Below are 18,688 nucleotides of genomic sequence, written 5' to 3' on the forward strand. Positions count from 1 at the left end.
GCGGAGCCGGGTATGGTAACCCAACCCCGGGTTACACGGCAGTCACGCCTACTATGACTGCGCCAGGCCAGGCGTTTTGCCCATTCCGTGACTTGGTTCGCGCTCTGCCGGCATTTCTGGAGTTGATGGCAAGCCAATGCTGACCTACCCTCCGAACCGGCCAAACTCATGGCCATTTAACACCCACGGACGATCATCACGGAGCTCCCCATGGAAGGCATCCCGCAATCCCAATCTACCTCTGGCAACCTCAAGCCTAAATGGCAAGAGCGTTTCGCCTTCTTCGATCAGTACGGCGCCCCAACTTCCGAGGCTTACAAAGCCGCTTTCCGCGCCTTGCCATTTCGCAAGAAGCTGCTGATCAACAATAACTTCATCGGCTTTTTCTTCGGCCCGATCTACTGGTTCGTGCTGGGGTTGTGGAAGAAGAACCTGGTCATGCTGGCGATCATGATTGCCCTAGGGTTGCTGCTGGGCGTCGTCGAGGCGGTGACCGGGAGTGAGATCCCGCGGCCGGTGGATAACGGGCTCAGCATGGCGTTTGCATTTCTTTATAGTTTCCTGAGCAACCGGGCTTACTACCTGAAGCAGACCAAAGGGCTGAATGGCTGGAACCCGTTTGAGGGGCAGCGGTTTATTTGAGTTGGTGATTGTCTGAGGGCCGCTATGGGCCTGGCGTGAGGTATTCAGCGCCTGTGAGAACGAGCGCCGCCCGCGCGGCGCATCGCGGATAAATCCGCTCCTACATCTGTTGCAACGTGCCGAACCTGTTATGCCATGGTCGCCTGCCTTGGTGCATGACTTGAGCCGTGCAAACCGGCTGACAACTATGGCCTTACAGGCATGGTCACGTTGCAACAAATGTAGGAGCGGATTTATCCGCGATGCGCCGCGCGGGCGGCGCTCGGTCTCAAGGGCGCTGAAAATCCAAAGGCATGCACCTCTCGGCCACACCCCTCACTTCGGATAAAGCGGCGGCAAACTCCCACTTTCCCCTGCCGGCAACAACACCTGTTCCGCCGGCGGAATCGTCCCGATCGCCCGCCACAGATCCTCACCCTGCCAATACTGCCCGCTCTCGCTGTACAACGCCCCGTTCAACCCATCCAGCGCATCCGACAACGGCACGAAACGCGCCGCCATCTCGGCCAGGGTTTCCGGCTGCTGGCGTGCCCAGGCATCGAGCGCCTGGCGTGTAGCCTGCGGGTCGTTGGCCAGGCATGCGCGCTTGAGGTCGTCCAGCAAGGTGCGCGGGCTAGGACCGTTCTGGGCGGCGCGCAGCACTGCCGGTTGCGAGCGGGCGCGCCACCACAGGGCGAAGCCGAGCACCGTGGTCAGGGCAAACAGCAGGGTGGCCAACTGCCAAGGCCAGAGCAGCTGGCTGGCGCCACTGCTGTCACTGACCGGGGTGTCCGCGCTCAGCGCCGGGTTGTCCTGAACGTCCAACATACGCGCCGGCAGGCTGCTGTGTTCCAGGTGGTCTTCGCGGGTGTTCCACCAGGTGACTTCCACCGCCGGCAGGGCCAGATTGCCGCTGTGGGTCGGCACCAGGGCTTCGCGCTCCTCGCGGTTGGCGGTCATGCCGCGTTCGCTGATTTCGTTGCGCAGCACCGGTTGGTCCGGGTAACGGCGCAGGCCGACGATCTCGGTGGCGGGCAGCTGCGGCAGCTGGGTGCTCGACAGGCCCTCGGCGCGCAGGGTGATGCTGCGCGTCAGCGAGTCGCCGATCTGCGGCTGCTGGCTGGCCGGGTCGGGGTTCCAGTGTTCTTCCAAGGTCAGGCTGCGTGCCGGTAACCAGGGTACGTTGGCAGGCCAGGCGCCAGGGATGGGGCGCACGGCCAGGCGCAGCGGCAGCGAGCTGACCTGCACCTGGCGGCCGGCCCGGGTGGTAGCGGCGGGTTGCTGACCATTATCGGCGGCGGTGGCGGTAAAGGTCAGCGGTGGAATCCCCAGGCTGCCGCTTTGCTGCGGGTACACCGCGTAGCGGGTTTCGATCACCCCGTGGCGCACGCCGTTGATTTCTTTCTCGTAGGTGCGCGATTCACCGAGCGGTTCGACCTTGGCGTTTTCCAGCTGCAGCGGGCTCAGGCTGCTGTCGTCGTACAGCGACACCGAATGGTAGATGCGCAGGGTCAGCACGGCCTGGGCCTGGACGTACACCTCGTTGCTGTCCAGGGTGGCTTCGACGAAGACTTGCGAGGCGATCTCCGGGCGACTGGCGTCGGCCTGCAGCACTTGCAGGTCGATGGCCTGGCTCTGCGATTGGCCCAGTTGCAGCTCGGGGATGCGCAGGCTGCCGCTGCGCCTTGGCAGCAGGGTGATGATCCAGCGGGTGCTGGCGCGGGTCTCGCCGTCGAGGGTGTGCAGGCTGTTCAGCTGGCGTGTGCCGCGCACTTCGAAGTCGCTTTCCAGGGCGCGCAGGTCGGGCTTGCCAAACTGGGTCACGTCCTGGCTTTCGAGGGTCAGCTCAAGGGTTTCGCCGGCCTCCAGGCGCGTGCGGTCGACGCTGGCCTGCAGCGTGGGTAGGGCTTGGGCCATGGCGGCCCACAACAGGCCGAGAAGCAAGACGCCGAAGCGACTCATCGTGTTTTTTCCTGATGCAATTGCTGTTCATACCAGAATTTGCGCCGCAACAGCTCCGCCGGGTTGTCGGGGATCTCGCGCAGCCATTGTTCCAGGGCCTGGCGCTGCTCGGCATCGAGGCTGGTCGATACCGGGCGCTGCGGCGGCTGGGTGATGCTGTCGTCATCGCCACCCTGGTTGCCAGGCGCTGCCTGGCTGTTGTTGCTGCCTTCACCGGGTTGTTCGGCGTTGGCCTGTTCTTCACTGCCTGGCGTGCCTTGGGCGGGGCTGCTGGCCGAGCTGCTGTTGCCTTCGGTTTCGCTGCCGGGGGGGCCTTGGGCATCGCTGTTGGCCGGTTGTTCCTCGGCCTGGGCATCACGTTGCTGCAGCAATTGCTGCACCAGCGCCTGGTTGGCCAGCGCCGGTTGCAGGTCGGGCTGGCGCTCCAGTGCCTGTTCGTAGGCGTCCAGAGCGGCTTCCAGCTCGCCGCTGCGGGCCAGGGCATTGCCTCGATTGTAGTGGGCCGCGGCGCTGTCGCCCTGGGCGAAGGCTTCGGCGGCACCGGCGTAGTCGCCGGCCTGGTACAGCGCCATGCCGCGCCACTGCGGGTCCTGGAAGTGCCGGGCGGCATCTGCCGGGTGTTGCTTGCGCAGCAACATCTGGCCCTGTTGGTCGGGGCGCAGCCACAGGTCGTTGAACTCGAAGGCCTGGCTGGGTTGCGGCAAGGCCAGCAACAGCGGCAGGCAGAACAGCCAGCCGCGGCGCCCGGCACAGGCGGCCAGCAGCAACAGCGGAAGCAACAACCAGTAACCCTGGTCAGCCCAGCTGTCCAGTTGCAGGGTCTGGCCGGCGTCGCGCAGATGGCGCGGGTTGTCGAACAGGCCAAGGCCGCGCAGGTCGAGGTCGTCGATGCGGGCATGGCGGTAGCGCCCGCCGGTACCACTGACGAAGGCCTTGAGGCTGGCACTGTCGAGCCGCGGCAGGAGGATGCCGCCCTGGTCATCCTTGAGGTATTCGCCATTGGCCTGGCGCACCGGGGCGCCGTCGCTGGTGCCGATGCCGAGCATCAGCAGGCTCGGGCCCTGGCGGCCGAGGGCCTGGGTGATGCCCTGGCGTTCTGCTGCACTCAGTGCCGAACCGACGAGCAGCAGGCGACCCTGGCCGAGGCCGCTCTGGGCCAGCAGGGCCAGGCCTTTCTGTACGGCCAGGTCGGCGCGCTGGCCGGGTTTGGGCATGATCGACGGGTCGATGGCCTCCAGCAGATTACGCGTGGTGCCCAGGTCATCTGACAGCGGTACCAGGGTGTGCGCGCTGCCGGCATAGACGATCAGCGCGGTCTGGCTGTCGTTGCGGTGTTCGAGCAGGTCGAGGATCTTGCGCCGGGCCTGCTCCAGGCGATTGGGGGTAACGTCCTCGGCGAGCATCTGCGGGGTCAGTTCGAGCAGGATCACCAGCGGGTCGGCCGGGCGCTGGCGGGTTTCCTCCAGGCGCTGCCAGCTCGGCCCGAGCAGGGCCAGCACCACCAGCAGCCAGGCCAGGCCGAGGGCTACCCAAGGCAGCTTGCTGTTGCTGCCGCTGCCACCGCCGAGCAGCACCGGGTGGAAGGCCGCTGGCAATATCATCTGCCAGCGCCCGGCGCGCTTGCGCCGGTGCCACAGTTTGAACAGCAGCCAGCCGAGCAGGGGGACGACAAGCAGCCAGAGCGGGCGCAGCCATTGAGGCCAGAGATCGATCATCGCCGTTTCCTCAGGCGCAGGCGTTTCAGGCGTTGGCGCCATTCCGGATGGGGCTGCAGGAAACGCGGTTTGCGCAGCACCTTGTGCAGCAGGTTGTCGGGCCATTGCACCGCCACCACCAGCAACACGCTGAGCAGCAGGGCCAGGGCCAGCGGCCAGGCATACAAGGCCTTGGCCGTGCGCGCCTGGGTTGGTTGCTGGGCCACCGGCTCCAGCTGGTCGAGGGTGTCGCCGATGGCGTTCAGCTCGGCGCCGTCATGGGCGCGGAAGTAGGCGCCGTGGGTGATGTCGGCAATTTCCTTGAGCGACGCTTCGTCGAGGTCCAGGCTCGGGTTCAGGCCAAGCAGGCCGGGCGTGCCGCTGGCCTCGGGGTTGGCGCCGATGCCGATGGTGTAGATGCGCACGCCTTCCTGGGCGGCCAGGCGGGCGGCGGTCAGCGGGTGGATCTGCCCGCCGTTGTTGGCGCCATCGGTGACCAGCACCAGCACCCGGCTTTGTGCCGGGCGTTGGCGCAGGCGCTTGACCGCCAGGCCGATGGCGTCGCCGATGGCGGTGTTCTTGCCGGCGATGCCGATTTGCGCCTCGTCGAGGAAGGTGCGCACGGTGCGCCGGTCGAAGGTCAGCGGCGCTTGCAGGTAGGCCTGGCTGCCGAACAGGATCAGGCCTACACGGTCGCCTTCGCGGTCCTGCAGGAAGTCGCCGAGCAGTGCCTTGACCAGGTCGAGGCGGCTGATGTCTTCGTCTTTCCATTGCATGTCGGGGAAGTCCATCGACCCCGAGACATCCACCGCCACCAGCAGGTCGCGGCCGCTGGCGGCCACCGGTACCGGCTCGCCGAGCCATTGCGGGCGCGCGGCGGCCAACAGCAGCAACAGCCAGATCAGCACGTACGGCGCCTGTTGGCGAAGGGTTGGCAGGTTCAGGCGTGCGCGGCGCCCGGCCAGGCCTTCCAGTTCGTCGAGGAAGCCGACCTTGAGCACCGGCTCGCCACTGTCGGCGGCGGGCAGCAGCAGGCGCGCCAGCCACGGCAGCGGCAGCAGCACGAAGATCCACGGCCAGGCCAGTTCAAACATGTTTGCGAATCCAGGTTTCGACAGCCTGGCTGAGCCCGACGATGGCCTTGTCGTCGAGCTTGCACTCGGGCTTGTAGGCACCTTCGACCAGCACCATCCAGCGGGTCAGGCCGGCAGCCGGGCAACGGTTGTCGAGAAAGGCCAGCCACTGGCGGCCGTTCAGGGTATGGCTGTTGGCGCCGGGGTAATGGTTGCGGCACAGGCGCTTGAGCAGGGCGTTGATCTGCTGCAGCCAGGCGCCGGCCGGCGCGCCGTCATAGGGGCGCGGCAGGCGGGCGAGTTCGGCCAGGGCTTCCAGGCGCACCGGGTCGAGCGGCAGCTCGGCGCGCACCACCGGACGCTTGCCCGGGCGCCAGCGGCGCAACCGCCACAGGCCCCAGACCAGCAGCGGCAGCAGTGCGAGCAGCAGCCACCAGCCCGGCGCTGGCGGCCACAGGCCGATCGCCGGTGGCGCGATCAGCGGTTGCAGCTGATCCAAAGGGTTCATTGACCACTCCCGGGGCGCTGAGCGTTCAGGTATTCGCGCAATTGCTCGATCATCTCGCTCTGGGTGCTCAATGGCATCAGCACTACGCGAAGCTTCTGCGCCATCAGCTCCCAGCGCTCGATGCGCGCTTCGGCTTGTTGACGGTAGGCCTGGCGCAGGTTGGCGTCGAGGGTGTCGAGCTCCAACTGCGCGCTGCGCTGGGCAAAACGCAGCAGGCCGGCAGCGGGCAGGGCGTGGTCGAGCGGGTCGGACACCGGCATCAGCAGCAGGTCGCAATGGCGTGAGAGCATGGCCAGGTGTTGCTCGGCCTGGGGGCTGAGTGACCGTTCGTCGCAGATGACGATGGCCAGGCTGCCGGGGCGCAGCACTTCACGGGCGCGGCGCAGGGCCAGGCCGAGGCTGTCGGCCTGGGGCGCGGCTTCGGTGTGCAGGGCCTGGTTGACCTTGGCCAGGCGGTTGAGCAGCTGCAGCAGGCTCTGCTTGCTGCGCCTGGGTTTGATCTCGTGGTGCTCGTTGTCGCCGAACACCAGCCCGCCGATGCGGTCGTTGTGGCCTAGCGCGGCCCAGCCGAACAGCGCGGCCGCCTCGGCGGCGAGCACCGACTTGAACATCAGGCCCGAGCCAAAGAACAGCCGCTGGCTCTGTTCGACGAGGATGAAGATCGGCCGCTCGCGTTCTTCGTGAAACAGCTTGGTGTGCGGCTCCTGGGTGCGTGCGGTCACGCGCCAGTCGATGTTGCGCACATCGTCACCGGCCTGGTACACGCGCACCTGGTCGAAGTCCACGCCACGCCCGCGCAGCTTGGAATGGTGCAGGCCGACCAGCGGGCTGCGCTGGCCAGGGCGGGAAAACAGCTGAATCTCGCGCACGCGGTGGCGCATGTCGATCAATTCGGCGAGGCCGATGCGAATGCCGGGTTCGGCCTGCTGCGTGGTGGGCATGGGTCAGGCGACGGCTACGACGTCGAGGATGCGCTGGACCACGCGGTCCTGGTCGATCCCCGCAGCTTCGGCTTCGAACGACAGGATGATGCGGTGGCGCAGAACATCGAACAGCACCGCCTGGATGTCTTCGGGGCTGACGAAGTCGCGCCCGGCCAGCCAGGCATGGGCGCGGGCGCAGCGGTCGAGGGCGATCGAGCCGCGGGGGCTGGCGCCATAGGCGATCCAGTCGGCCAGCTCGGCGTCGAACTTGGCAGGGGTGCGGGTGGCCATGACCAGCTGTACCAGGTATTCCTCCACGGCGTCGGCCATGTACAGGCCGAGGATTTCCTTGCGCGCGGCAAAGATCGCCTGCTGGCTGACCCGGCGTTCGGGTTTCACTTCGCCGCCCAGCGCCTCGCCACGGGCCTGGGCGAGGATGCGGCGCTCCACGGCGGCATCGGGGAAGCCGATTTTCACGTGCATCAGGAAGCGGTCGAGCTGGGCTTCGGGCAGCGGGTAGGTGCCTTCTTGCTCGATCGGGTTCTGCGTGGCCATCACCAGAAACAGTGGCGACAGGTCGTAGGTGCTGCGGCCCACGCTGACCTGGCGCTCGGCCATGGCTTCAAGCAGTGCCGACTGCACTTTGGCCGGGGCGCGGTTGATTTCGTCGGCCAGCACCAGGTTGTGGAAGATCGGCCCCTGCTGGAACACGAAACTGCCGGTTTCCGGGCGATAGATTTCGGTGCCGGTGATGTCGGCCGGAAGCAGGTCGGGGGTGAACTGGATGCGATGGAACTGCGCCTCGATGCCTTCGGCCAGCTCTTTGATGGCCTTGGTCTTGGCCAAGCCCGGTGCACCTTCGACCAGCATGTGGCCGTCGGCCAACAACACGATCAACAGCCGTTCGACAAGCTTTTCCTGGCCTAGGATCTGGGAGGAAAGAAAGGTGCGTAGCGCGATCAGCGCTTCACGGTGTTCCATCGGTGGCGGTTCCTGGGTCTGGGCCAAGGCGCGGGCGACCTGGCTGGGGGGGATACTTTAATCTATCCGTGATGCCGCGTCGAAATCTGCGCAGTGACTTTGCGTGATTGCTGATTTGCCGGCGCTGCGATCTGTTGCCTGCTCAATACCTTCCAAAGTGAAGGAGCAGGGGCATGAACGAGCAGTGTGGTAGTTGGCATATAGGTGTTTTTTTCGACGGTACTGGCAACAACGCGAGCAATGCGGCCGCGCCCTGTGGGGGCATTGCCACCGCCACAGGCAGCTATGGCAATGTGCACAGCAACGTGGCGCTGCTGCATGGGCTCTATCCCAGCGGGGTGGTGCAGGGCCGGGTGTACTTCAAGCACTATGCGCAAGGCATTGGCACGACCGCAGGGGCGCCAGATTCGGTATTCGGCCAGGCCACGGGAAGAGGTGAGACAGGCGTGCTGGCGCGTGTCGAAGAGGCACTGGCAGTGATCGCAGGGCAGTTGCGCGATCACCTGGCCGCTCAGGCCCAGACGATGCCTGGGCGCATCGAGTTCGACCTGTTCGGTTTTAGCCGCGGGGCGGCGGCGGCCAGGCACCTGGCCAATCGGCTGGGGGCCGGGGAGCAGGGCCTGCCGGCCGAACTGCAGGGCGAGCGGGTGATCAACTTCATTGGCCTTTTCGATTCGGTGGCGGCGATGGTTGCCCCCCTGCGGGGAAACTTCGACCCGGCAAATGCCCAGTATGCCGGCTTGCGCCTTGGCTTGGGCCCGAAGGTGGCGCGGCAGGTGGTGCAACTGGTGGCTGCCGATGAGCGGCGGCACAATTTTGCCTTGGTGCGTAGCGGCAACGATATCGTGGTGCCGGGTGTGCACTCCAACATCGGAGGCGGTTATCCGCCTTGCATGCGTGAGCAGGTGATGCTGTGCAAGCCCTTTTCGAACCAGGTGCCGCAATGCACGCCTGTAGAGCGGACGGCGGCCTATGCGGCTGCAAAGGCTTTGCTGGCGTCGGCGTCGGCAGCTGATGGCGAGCGATGCCTGCGGGTGGTGACCTGGGAGGAGCCGGTGGCGGGAGGGCGGGCGCAGCGAGACACCCCGCAGAAAACGGTCTACGCCGCTGTGCTCAGCGAGCGCGAGGTGCTTGGGCATCTGTCTCGGGTGTACCTGAGCATCATGCGTGAACTGGGGGTTCGGGCCGGGGTGCCTTTCCTGCCGCTGGGCGATGACGAGGGCCATCGGCTACCGCCGGCATTGCTGGGGATCAGTGACAAGCTGCACGACTATGTGTTGGGCGGGGGAGAGTCGGCGGCGCTTTCTGCCGAAGAGCAGGCTTTGTTGCGGGCCAGGTATGTGCATGCATCAGCCCACTGGAATGCCTTGAAGGGCATGCGCAACAGCAGGCTGGATGTTTTGTTCGTCGATAGGCCTGAGGAGGGGGGCAGGGTACTGCATGACAACCCGGTTTGATTGTGGCGGCCGCTTCGCGTCAAACCGCAGCGAAGAGGCCGTATCCTTCGGGTATCAGTTTTTTGCGCTGGAGTGTTTGCGCCCTTGGTCGCATAGGGCGAACACCACCACCAGCACCCCGGCAATCGCCAGGATCAGCGCCACGCCATCGGTGGAATGGGTCGCAGACCCGGCCACCAGGGCCAACCCGCCCAGCGGCGCCAGGCCACCGGCTACCGCCGTGCCGATTTCGCGGCCGGTGCCAAAGCCCGACGAGCGTGTCTGGGTCGGGAACTGACGGCTGAGGAACGAACCCTGTGGGGCGAACATCATCGGCGCGAGGATGCCGGTGCCGATAGCGATGGCGATGTAGATCTGGGTGGGCTCACCGGTGCTCAACAGTTGCAGGAACGGGTAGGCGAACAGCGCCGACAGCACCCCGCCGAGCATCAGTACGGTCTTGCTGCTCCAGCGGTCGCACAGCCAGCCGAAGAACGGTACGGCGAAGATCGCCACCAGGCTTGCGATGGTCACCGACAGCGACGTGACATGCGCCTGCACGCCCTTGAACTGGGTCAGGTAGGCCAGCGAGAAGGTCTTGAAGATGTAGCTCAGGGCGTTGTAGCCGATGGCCACGAAGAACACCACGGCCAGGCCCTTGAGGTCGTTCTTGAACAGCAGCTTCAACGGCGACACCTGCGGCTTGCTGCTGTCGGCCTGGTCCAGCTCCTTGAAGTCTGGTGTCTCGGGGATGCTCTTGCGCACCCACAGGCCGACCGCCACCAGGGCGATGCTGGCAATGAACGGGATGCGCCAGCCACCGGCGAGCAGGAAGTCGTTGCCATTCATGGTCAGCAGGTACACGGTCAGCGACGACAGCAGCAGCCCCAGGTTCAGCCCCAGCGCCGGCCACGCACCCTGGCTCCCGCGCTTGCCTTCACTGGCATGTTCGTAGGAGGTGACTGCTGCGCCGGACAGCTCGGCGCCCGCGCCCAGGCCCTGGATGATGCGGATTACCACCAGCAGGATCGGTGCCCAGATGCCGATGCTGGCATAGCTGGGGATCAAGCCGATCAGCGCCGTGCACACGCCCATCATGCAGAAGGTGATCACCAGCACATGCTTGCGCCCGAAGCGGTCACCCAGGTAGCCGAACAGGATGCCGCCGAAGGGGCGGGCGATGAAGCCGATGGCGAAGGTGGAGAAGGCCAGCAGCGAGGCCACCGCCGGGTTGCTGGCATCGAAGAAGATCTTCGAGAACACGATCGCCGCCATGGTCGCGTAGAGGTAGAAGTCGTACCACTCCAGCATCGAGCCGAAGATGGTCGCCGCTGCCACCTTGCGCAGGCGCTTGCGTTGCTGTTGCGGGGTCTCGTGCGCGGCCGGGGCCGCCTCATGTACCGACATGGGGGGTTCCTTATTGTCTTTGTAGTTGTGGGTGCTGCAGGTTTCAGCGGGCCTTGAGGATCTTTTCGGCGATCATCTGGCCGATGGGAATGGCCGAGGTGGCAGCCGGCGACGGTGCATTGCAGACATGCACCATGCGCGGGGTTTCGGCGAACAGGAAATCGTGCACCAGGGTGCCATCGCGCATCACCGCCTGGGCCCGAATGCCCGCTTCGTAAGGCAGCAGGTCTGCCACTTCCAGCGATGGGCAGTATTTGCGGCATTGCTCCAGGTAACCGCGCTTGAACAGCGAGTTCTTCATCTCGGTGGTGCCGGAGCCGAGGTTGTTCCAGATTGTCTTCCAGAAGCCCGGGAAGCTGGCGTACTCGGCCACGTCGCGCCAATTGACCGAAAACTTGCGGTAGTTCTCGCGGCCGAAGCCGAGCACGGCATTCGGGCCGACGGTGACGCTGCCGTCGATCATGCGGGTCAGGTGCACGCCGAGGAACGGCAGTTCCGGGTCGGGGATCGGGTAGATCAGGTGGTTGACGATCTGGTTCTTGCTGGCAGGCAGGCGGTAGTACTCGCCGCGGAATGGGATGATCTGGTGGTCGATCTTCACCCCGGCCAGGCGCGCCAGGCGGTCGGACTGCAGGCCGGCACAGGCGACCAGCTGGCGGGCACGCCAGGTGTGGCTGTCGGTGCCGATGGCGACGTGGTCGGCATGCTCCTGGATTGCGCGCACGCTGGTCGAAAGGTGCACCTCGCCGCCGGCCTGGCGGATCACCTTGGCCATGGCGTTGCACACCTGGGTGTAGTCGACGATGCCGGTGGCATCGAGGAACAGCGCGCCCTTGCCGACGATGTTCGGTTCACGTTCAGCCAGTGCGGCGGCGTTCAGGCGCTCGACTTTCAGGCCGTTCTGCTGCGAACGCTCATACAGCGCCTGCATGCGCTGCACTTCCAGGTCGTTGGAAGCCACCAGCAACTTGCCGCAGACCTCGAAGGCGATACCGTGCTCGCTGCAGAAATCCTTGGTCGCCTGGGCGCCACGCTTGCACAGTTCGGCCTTGAGGCTGCCGGGTGCGTAATAGATGCCTGCATGGATCACGCCGCTGTTGTGGCCGGTCTGGTGACGGCCGAGGCTGGCTTCCTTTTCCAGGATCAGCAGGGATGCGCCCGGGCGCTGTTCGAGCAGGGCCATCGCAGTGGCGAGGCCGACGATGCCGCCGCCGATGATGCAGTAGTCGTAAGTCATGCAGGGGTACCTTGGTGTTCTTGTCGGTGGATCTGCTTATCAGGTTGTCAGACTAAGTAGTGCGTAAAAAGGCCCGCGTCAGGCCGCGTCGGTATCTCCGGGGTCAGTCGAGGGCGGGGAGGTCGATCTTCAGGCGCCTGGCCGAGGCGCGCAGGTGTGCTTCGGCGCAGGCTGCGGCAGCTTGGCGGTCACCAGCTGCGATGGCCTGGTACAGCGCCTGGTGTTCGCGGTTGGCATCGGCCGAGCCCCCCACCGAGTGGGCGGCGGAGTTCTCCCAGGCGGTGCGCCGGGCGCTGGCCAGCTGGCCGCCGAGGAAGTCGTGAAAAGCCACGAAGTAATCGTTCTTGCTGGCTTCGGCAATTGCCCGGTGGAACGCCACGTCGGCAGCCGAAGCGGTGGCGAAGTCGCTGCGCTTGTCGAGCATTTCCTGCAGGGCCTTGGCCATGTGGGCCAGGTCTTGTTCATCACGGCGGCGGGCGGCGATGGCGGCGGCCTGGGTTTCGATCCACAGGCGCATCTCGAACATCTGCACCAGGTCCGGCTTGCGGCCATTGCTGCCGGGGAAGCGGAACACGGTGCCGGCGGGTGTTTGCGAAATGTAGGAACCGAGCCCGCGACGGGCGATCAGAACGCCGTCGGCCTTGAGCTGCGCCACGGCCTCGCGCACCACCGAGCGGCTGACGTTCAGCTGTTCGGCCAGTTGCTGTTCGGTGGGCAGGCGCGATTCGGCGGCCAGGCGGCCGGAATCGATCTCGGCGCGAATGGCGCTGACGACCCGCTCGACCAGGGTGTCGGGGCGCTGGAGCTCTAGCATGGAAACGGTTGCCTAGTTATCAGGTTGTCAGACAATGCCTGTGTGGGGATGGGCTGTCAATGGTGCGTTGGGGCTGGAGTGCATGTCTGGAGAGATTCATTGCCTTTGAGATCGAGCGCCGCCCGCGCGGCGCATCGCGGATGAATCCGCTCCTACATTTGTTGCAACGTGGCCATGCCTGTGAGGCCATGGTTGTCAGCCTTGTTTGCAATACTCGAGACATGCGCCAAGGCTGGCGACCATGGCGTAACAGGTTCGGCACGTTGCAACAAATGTAGGAGCGGATTCATCCGCGATGCGCCGTGCGGGCGGCGCTCGATCTCCCACGCGCTGAGAATCTATCGGCATACACCCCGCAGCCCCAATATCTCAGAGCTCGCTGACGAAGGTGCCAGTGCCATCAAGGATATTGCGCAGGGTCAGCGCCACTTCCTCAAGGTCGGTCCCCGCCGAAGTCAGCACGATCTCCAGCGCCTCATCCCCTTTCAGCGCATCGCGATCCCCGGCCGCCACCTCGATCAGCAAGCGCTGCGCACTCAAGGTCACCTTCAGCCCATCCAGGGTCGACGGCTCGTCATCCAGGGTCAGGTCGACGGTGTCTTCATCCGGGTAGCGGGTCAGCAGAAACATCTGCCCCTTGTCGCTGTGGCAGCACAGGGTCGCCATGTTGTCTTCCTCGTCATCGCAAGGGGTGGCGAACAGCAAGGCGGTGTGGATTTGCATGGCTACGACTCGGGTCAAGGGAAATGAGAGGGAATTCTGACAGCCTTGCAAACATCCATAAACGTAAAGTTGCCAGCCCTTGACCGAAATTGTCGCAGCCTCGCAAGCGGCAATGACCGCTCAGTCGTTAAGCTTCGGCGAGCCCTGAGCGTGCCTGCCACGTTCAACGTCTGGTTTTTACCGTCCGGCTTGCCACGGGTTGGCTATCGTTGATCCGTACATGGCGGACGTGCGCGACGCTTCAACTAATACAAAGCCCAAGCGGAGTACCACAGATGGCGTTCTTCACCGCAGCCAGCAAAGCCGACTTCCAGCATCAACTGCAAGCGGCCCTGGCGCAGCACATCAGCGAACAGTCCCTGCCACAAGTGGCGCTATTCGCCGAGCAGTTCTTCGGCATCATCTCTCTGGACGAACTTACCCAGCGCCGGCTTTCCGACCTGGCCGGCTGCACCCTGTCGGCGTGGCGGATCATCGAGCGCTTCGACCCCGAGTACCCGCAAGTGCGGGTGTACAACCCCGATTACGAACGCAATGGCTGGCAATCGACCCACACCGTGGTCGAAGTGCTGCACCACGACCTGCCGTTCCTGGTCGACTCGGTGCGCACCGAGCTCAACCGCCGCGGCTACAGCATCCATACCTTGCAGACCACGGTGCTGAGCGTGCGCCGGGGCGCCAAGGGCGAACTGCTCGAACTGCTGCCCAAGGGTACCCAGGGCGAGGGCGTGCGCCACGAATCGCTGATGTACCTGGAAATCGACCGCTGCGCCAATGCCGCCGAGCTCAACGTGCTTACACGCGAGATCGAGCAGGTGCTGGCCGAAGTGCGCGTGGCAGTGGCCGATTTCGAACCGATGAAAGCCAAGCTGCGTGAAGTCGTCGCCGAGGTGGAAAACACCGCTTATGGCCCGGTCCAGCATGAAAAGGGCGAGGTCAAGGCCTTCCTCGAATGGCTGCTGGACAACCACTTCACCTTCCTCGGCTATGAAGAATTCACCGTCCAGGCCGACAGCTCCGGCGGCCAGATGACCTACGACGAGCAGTCGTTCCTCGGTCTGCCGCGCCGCCTGCGGGTGGGCCTGACAGCAGAAGAACTGCGCATCGAAGACTACGCCGTGGCCTACCTCAACGAGCCGCTGCTGCTGTCGTTCGCCAAGGCCGCGCTGCCCAGCCGCGTGCATCGCCCGGCTTACCCGGACTACGTGTCGATCCGCCAGCTGGGCGCTGACGGCAAGGTCATCAAGGAACACCGGTTCATGGGCCTGTACACCTCGTCGGTGTATGGCGAGAGCGTGCATGCCATCCCTTACATCCGCGTGAAGGTTGCCGAGGTCGAGCGCCGTTCCGGCTTCGACCCGAAAGCGCACCTGGGCAAGGAACTGGCCCAGGTGCTCGAAGTGCTGCCGCGCGACGACCTGTTCCAGACCCCGGTCGATGAGCTGTTCAGCACCGTGATGTCGATCGTGCAGATCCAGGAGCGCAACAAGATCCGCGTGTTCCTGCGCAAGGACCCGTACGGGCGCTTCTGCTACTGCCTGGCCTACGTGCCGCGCGAGATCTACTCCACCGAAGTGCGGCAGAAGATCCAGCAGGTGCTGATGGAGCGCCTGAAGGCCAGTGACTGTGAGTTCTGGACCTTCTTCTCCGAGTCGGTGCTGGCGCGCGTGCAGCTGATTCTGCGGGTCGACCCGAAGAACCGCATCGACATCGACCCGCAGCAACTGGAAAACGAAGTGATCCAGGCCTGCCGCTCGTGGCATGACGACTACTCGGCACTGGTCATCGAGAACTTCGGCGAAGCCCAGGGCACCAACATCCTCGCGGACTTCCCCAAGGGCTTCCCGGCGGGCTACCGCGAGCGCTTCCCGGCGCACTCGGCCGTGGTCGACCTGCAGCACGTGGTGGCGTTGTCCGAAAGCAAGCCATTGGCGATGAGCTTCTACCAGCCCCTGACGCGCTTGGGCGACCGCCTGTTGCACTGCAAGCTGTACCACGCCGACACCCCGCTGGCGCTATCGGACGTGCTGCCGATCCTGGAAAACCTCGGCCTGCGCGTGCTCGGCGAATTCCCTTACCGCCTGCGCCATGCCAGTGGGCGTGAGTTCTGGATCCACGACTTTGCCTTCACCTACAGCGAAGGCCTGAACCTGGACATCCAGCAGCTCAACGACACCCTGCAGGATGCCTTTGTCCACATCGTCAACGGCGACGCCGAGAACGACGCCTTCAACCGCCTGGTGCTCACCGCCGGCCTGCCATGGCGTGACGTGGCGCTGTTGCGCGCCTATGCCCGCTATCTCAAGCAGATCCGCCTGGGCTTCGACCTTGGCTACATCGCCAGCACCCTGAACAACCACACCGACATCGCCCGCGAGCTGACGCGGTTGTTCAAGACCCGCTTCTACCTGGCGCGCAAGCTCACCATCGAGGACCTGGACGACAAGCAGCAGCGCCTGGAGCAGGCGATTCTCACTGCCCTGGACGAGGTCCAGGTGCTCAACGAGGACCGCATCCTGCGGCGCTACCTGGACTTGATCAAGGCCACCCTGCGCACCAACTTCTACCAGCCGGATGCCAACGGCCAGAACAAGTCGTACTTCAGCTTCAAGTTCAACCCCAAGCTGATTCCCGAACTGCCCAAACCGGTGCCGAAGTTCGAAATCTTCGTCTATTCGCCACGGGTCGAGGGCGTGCACCTGCGTTTCGGCAATGTCGCCCGCGGCGGCCTGCGCTGGTCGGACCGCGAAGAAGACTTCCGCACCGAAGTACTGGGCCTGGTGAAAGCCCAGCAAGTGAAGAACTCGGTGATCGTGCCGGTCGGCGCCAAGGGTGGCTTCCTGCCGCGCCGTCTGCCGCTGGGCGGCACGCGCGACGAAATCGCCGCCGAAGGCGTGGCCTGCTACCGCATCTTCATTTCCGGCCTGCTCGACATCACTGACAACCTCAAGGACGGTGGCGTGGTGCCGCCGGCCAACGTGGTGCGTCATGACGATGACGACCCGTACCTGGTGGTGGCGGCCGACAAGGGCACGGCGACCTTCTCTGATATCGCCAACGGCATCGCCATCGACTACGGCTTCTGGCTCGGCGATGCGTTCGCTTCGGGTGGCTCGGCCGGTTACGACCACAAGAAGATGGGCATCACTGCCCGTGGCGCCTGGGTCGGCGTGCAGCGCCACTTCCGCGAGCGCGGCATCAACGTGCAGCAGGACCCGATCACCGTGATTGGCGTCGGCGACATGGCCGGTGACGTATTCGGCAACGGCCTGCTGATGTCTGAAAAGCTGCAACTGGTGGCGGCGTTCAACCACCTGCACATCTTCATCGACCCCAACCCGGACCCTGCCACCAGCTTCGTCGAGCGCAAGCGCCTGTTCGACCTGCCGCGCTCGGCCTGGAGCGACTACGACGCCAGCATCATGTCCGAAGGCGGCGGGATCTTCCCGCGCAGTGCCAAGAGCATCGCCATCAGCCCGCAGATGAAGGAACGCTTCGCCATCGAGGCAGACCGCCTGACCCCGACCGAACTGCTGCACGCACTGCTCAAGGCACCGGTCGACCTGCTGTGGAACGGCGGCATCGGCACCTACGTCAAGGCCAGCAGCGAAAGCCACGCCGATGTCGGCGACAAGGCCAACGACGCCTTGCGCGTCAACGGCAACGAGCTGCGCTGCAAGGTGGTGGGCGAGGGCGGCAACCTCGGCATGACCCAACTCGGCCGTGTCGAGTTCGGCCTGCACGGCGGCGCCACCAACACCGACTTCATCGACAACGCGGGTGGCGTGGACTGCTCCGACCACGAGGTCAACATCAAGATCCTGCTCAACGAAGTGGTGCAGGGTGGCGACATGACCGAGAAGCAGCGCAACCAACTGCTTGGCAGCATGACCGACGAAGTGGCCAGCCTCGTGCTGGGCAACAACTACAAGCAGACCCAGGCGCTGTCGCTGGCAGCCCGCCGCGCCCGCGAGCGGATCGCCGAGTACAAGCGCCTGATGGCCGACCTCGAAGGCCGTGGCAAGCTGGACCGGGCCATCGAGTTCCTGCCGTCCGAAGATCAGTTGGCCGAACGCCTGGCCGCTGGCCAGGGCCTGACCCGCGCCGAGCTGTCGGTGCTGATCTCGTACAGCAAGATCGACCTGAAGGAGCAATTGCTCAAGTCGCTGGTACCGGACGACGACTACCTGACCCGCGACATGGAAACCGCCTTCCCGCCGTCGCTGGTCAGCAAATTCGCCGACGCCATGCGCCGTCACCGCCTGAAGCGCGAAATCGTCAGCACCCAGATCGCCAACGACCTGGTCAACAACATGGGTATCACCTTCGTCCAGCGCCTGAAGGAGTCGACCGGCATGAGCCCGGCCAACGTTGCCGGGGCCTATGTGATCGTGCGCGACATCTTCCACCTGCCGCACTGGTTCCGCCAGATCGAGGCGCTGGACTACCAGGTGCCAGCGGAAATCCAGCTGACCTTGATGGACGAGCTGATGCGCCTGGGCCGCCGCGCCACCCGCTGGTTCCTGCGTAGCCGGCGCAATGAGCAGGATGCCGGGCGTGACACCGCGCACTTCGGGCCGAAGATCGCCCAGCTGGGGCTCAAGCTCGACGAGCTGCTCGAAGGCCCGACCCGCGAGCGCTGGATGGTGCGTTACCAGAGCTTCGTCGACGCAGGTGTACCGGAGTTGCTGGCGCGCATGGTTGCCGGTACCACCCACCTGTACACCCTGCTGCCGATCATCGAGGCCTCCGACGTGACCGGCCATGAGCCGGCGCAGGTGGCCAAGGCGTTCTTCGCCGTGGGCAGCGCGCTGGACCTGACCTGGTACCTGCAGGAAATCAGCAACCTGCCGGTGGAAAACAACTGGCAGGCCCTGGCCCGCGAGGCGTTCCGCGACGACATCGACCTGCAGCAGCGGGCGATCACCATCTCGGTGTTGCAGATGGCCGATGGCCCGGAGGACATGGATGCCCGTGTGGCGCTGTGGGCCGAGCAGCACCGGGTGATGGTCGAGCGCTGGCGCGCCATGCTCGATGACCTGCGCAATGCCACGGGCACCGACTATGCGATGTACGCGGTGGCCAACCGCGAGCTGGTCGACCTGGCCATGAGCGGGCAGGCGGCGGTGGTGCCGTCCTGAACCTTGAGCTGAAATGAAAAGCCCCGGCAGCGATGCCGGGGCTTTTTTTATGCCTGTGCTGGCCCTTGTGGGAGCGGCCTTGCGTGGCGATAGGGCTGCGCAGCAGCCCCTGCAATCTAGCGAGGGGCTCAAATCTGGGGGGGCGCTACGCACCCCTATCGCGACGCA

13 protein-coding genes are annotated in these 18,688 nt (G+C 65.1%); 3 read left to right on the top strand and 10 right to left on the bottom strand.

The window, feature by feature from the left end:
• Positions 1-210 precede the first annotated feature (210 nt).
• Positions 211-642, top strand: coding sequence for a DUF2628 domain-containing protein (locus tag BUQ73_RS06345; protein WP_079227100.1), 432 nt, complete (start codon positions 211-213; stop codon positions 640-642).
• A gap of 315 nt (positions 643-957) precedes the next feature.
• Here the strand turns inward: BUQ73_RS06345 and BUQ73_RS06350 are convergent, their stop codons facing one another.
• The 6 genes from BUQ73_RS06350 to BUQ73_RS06375 are packed head-to-tail and all read right to left on the bottom strand — an operon-like array spanning position 958 to position 7,762.
• Complete coding sequence (locus BUQ73_RS06350; protein WP_079227101.1) at positions 958-2,583, bottom strand: BatD family protein; 1,626 nt, start codon at positions 2,581-2,583, stop codon at positions 958-960.
• Positions 2,580-4,298 (bottom strand): tetratricopeptide repeat protein, encoded by a 1,719-nt coding sequence (locus BUQ73_RS06355; RefSeq protein WP_079227102.1) that lies wholly within the window; start codon positions 4,296-4,298, stop codon positions 2,580-2,582. The genes BUQ73_RS06350 and BUQ73_RS06355 overlap by 4 nt, the downstream gene beginning before the upstream one ends.
• Positions 4,295-5,371, bottom strand: coding sequence for a vWA domain-containing protein (locus BUQ73_RS06360; RefSeq protein ID WP_079227103.1), 1,077 nt, complete (start codon positions 5,369-5,371; stop codon positions 4,295-4,297). Before BUQ73_RS06360 ends, BUQ73_RS06355 begins: the two co-directional genes overlap by 4 nt.
• Entirely contained in the window at positions 5,364-5,858 is a 495-nt protein-coding gene (locus tag BUQ73_RS06365; RefSeq protein ID WP_027919336.1) for a DUF4381 domain-containing protein, read from the bottom strand. Before BUQ73_RS06365 ends, BUQ73_RS06360 begins: the two co-directional genes overlap by 8 nt.
• Positions 5,855-6,799, bottom strand: coding sequence for a DUF58 domain-containing protein (locus tag BUQ73_RS06370; RefSeq protein ID WP_079227104.1), 945 nt, complete (start codon positions 6,797-6,799; stop codon positions 5,855-5,857). Before BUQ73_RS06370 ends, BUQ73_RS06365 begins: the two co-directional genes overlap by 4 nt.
• A 3-nt stretch (positions 6,800-6,802) precedes the next feature.
• Positions 6,803-7,762 carry an AAA family ATPase gene (locus BUQ73_RS06375; protein ID WP_027919334.1) on the bottom strand — a complete coding sequence of 320 codons (960 nt, stop codon included), beginning with the start codon at positions 7,760-7,762 and terminating at the stop codon, positions 6,803-6,805.
• A gap of 173 nt (positions 7,763-7,935) precedes the next feature.
• Here BUQ73_RS06375 and BUQ73_RS06380 point away from each other — a divergent pair, with 173 nt between their 5' ends.
• Positions 7,936-9,219, top strand: a complete 1,284-nt coding sequence (locus BUQ73_RS06380) for a T6SS phospholipase effector Tle1-like catalytic domain-containing protein (RefSeq protein ID WP_079227105.1) — start codon at positions 7,936-7,938, stop codon at positions 9,217-9,219.
• A gap of 54 nt (positions 9,220-9,273) precedes the next feature.
• Here the strand turns inward: BUQ73_RS06380 and BUQ73_RS06385 are convergent, their stop codons facing one another.
• The 4 genes from BUQ73_RS06385 to BUQ73_RS06400 all read right to left on the bottom strand — a co-directional run bounded on the left by BUQ73_RS06385 (position 9,274) and on the right by BUQ73_RS06400 (position 13,379).
• On the bottom strand, positions 9,274-10,605 hold the full coding sequence (locus tag BUQ73_RS06385; RefSeq protein ID WP_079227106.1) for an MFS transporter: 1,332 nt from the start codon (positions 10,603-10,605) through the stop codon (positions 9,274-9,276).
• Positions 10,606-10,648: 43 nt separating this feature from the next.
• Positions 10,649-11,842, bottom strand: a complete 1,194-nt coding sequence (gene lhgO, locus BUQ73_RS06390) for an L-2-hydroxyglutarate oxidase (protein ID WP_079227107.1) — start codon at positions 11,840-11,842, stop codon at positions 10,649-10,651.
• 103 nt (positions 11,843-11,945) lie between these two features.
• Positions 11,946-12,656, bottom strand: coding sequence for a FadR/GntR family transcriptional regulator (locus tag BUQ73_RS06395; protein WP_027919330.1), 711 nt, complete (start codon positions 12,654-12,656; stop codon positions 11,946-11,948).
• Positions 12,657-13,025: 369 nt separating this feature from the next.
• Positions 13,026-13,379, bottom strand: coding sequence for a hypothetical protein (locus tag BUQ73_RS06400; RefSeq protein ID WP_079227108.1), 354 nt, complete (start codon positions 13,377-13,379; stop codon positions 13,026-13,028).
• 275 nt (positions 13,380-13,654) lie between these two features.
• Between BUQ73_RS06400 and BUQ73_RS06405 the strand changes: the two genes are divergently transcribed.
• Complete coding sequence (locus BUQ73_RS06405) at positions 13,655-18,520, top strand: NAD-glutamate dehydrogenase (RefSeq protein WP_079227109.1); 4,866 nt, start codon at positions 13,655-13,657, stop codon at positions 18,518-18,520.
• Positions 18,521-18,688: the final 168 nt, after the last annotated feature.

Origin of the sequence: Pseudomonas putida (assembly GCF_002025705.1) — a bacterium.
Classification (GTDB): Bacteria; Pseudomonadota; Gammaproteobacteria; order Pseudomonadales; family Pseudomonadaceae; genus Aquipseudomonas; species Aquipseudomonas putida_J.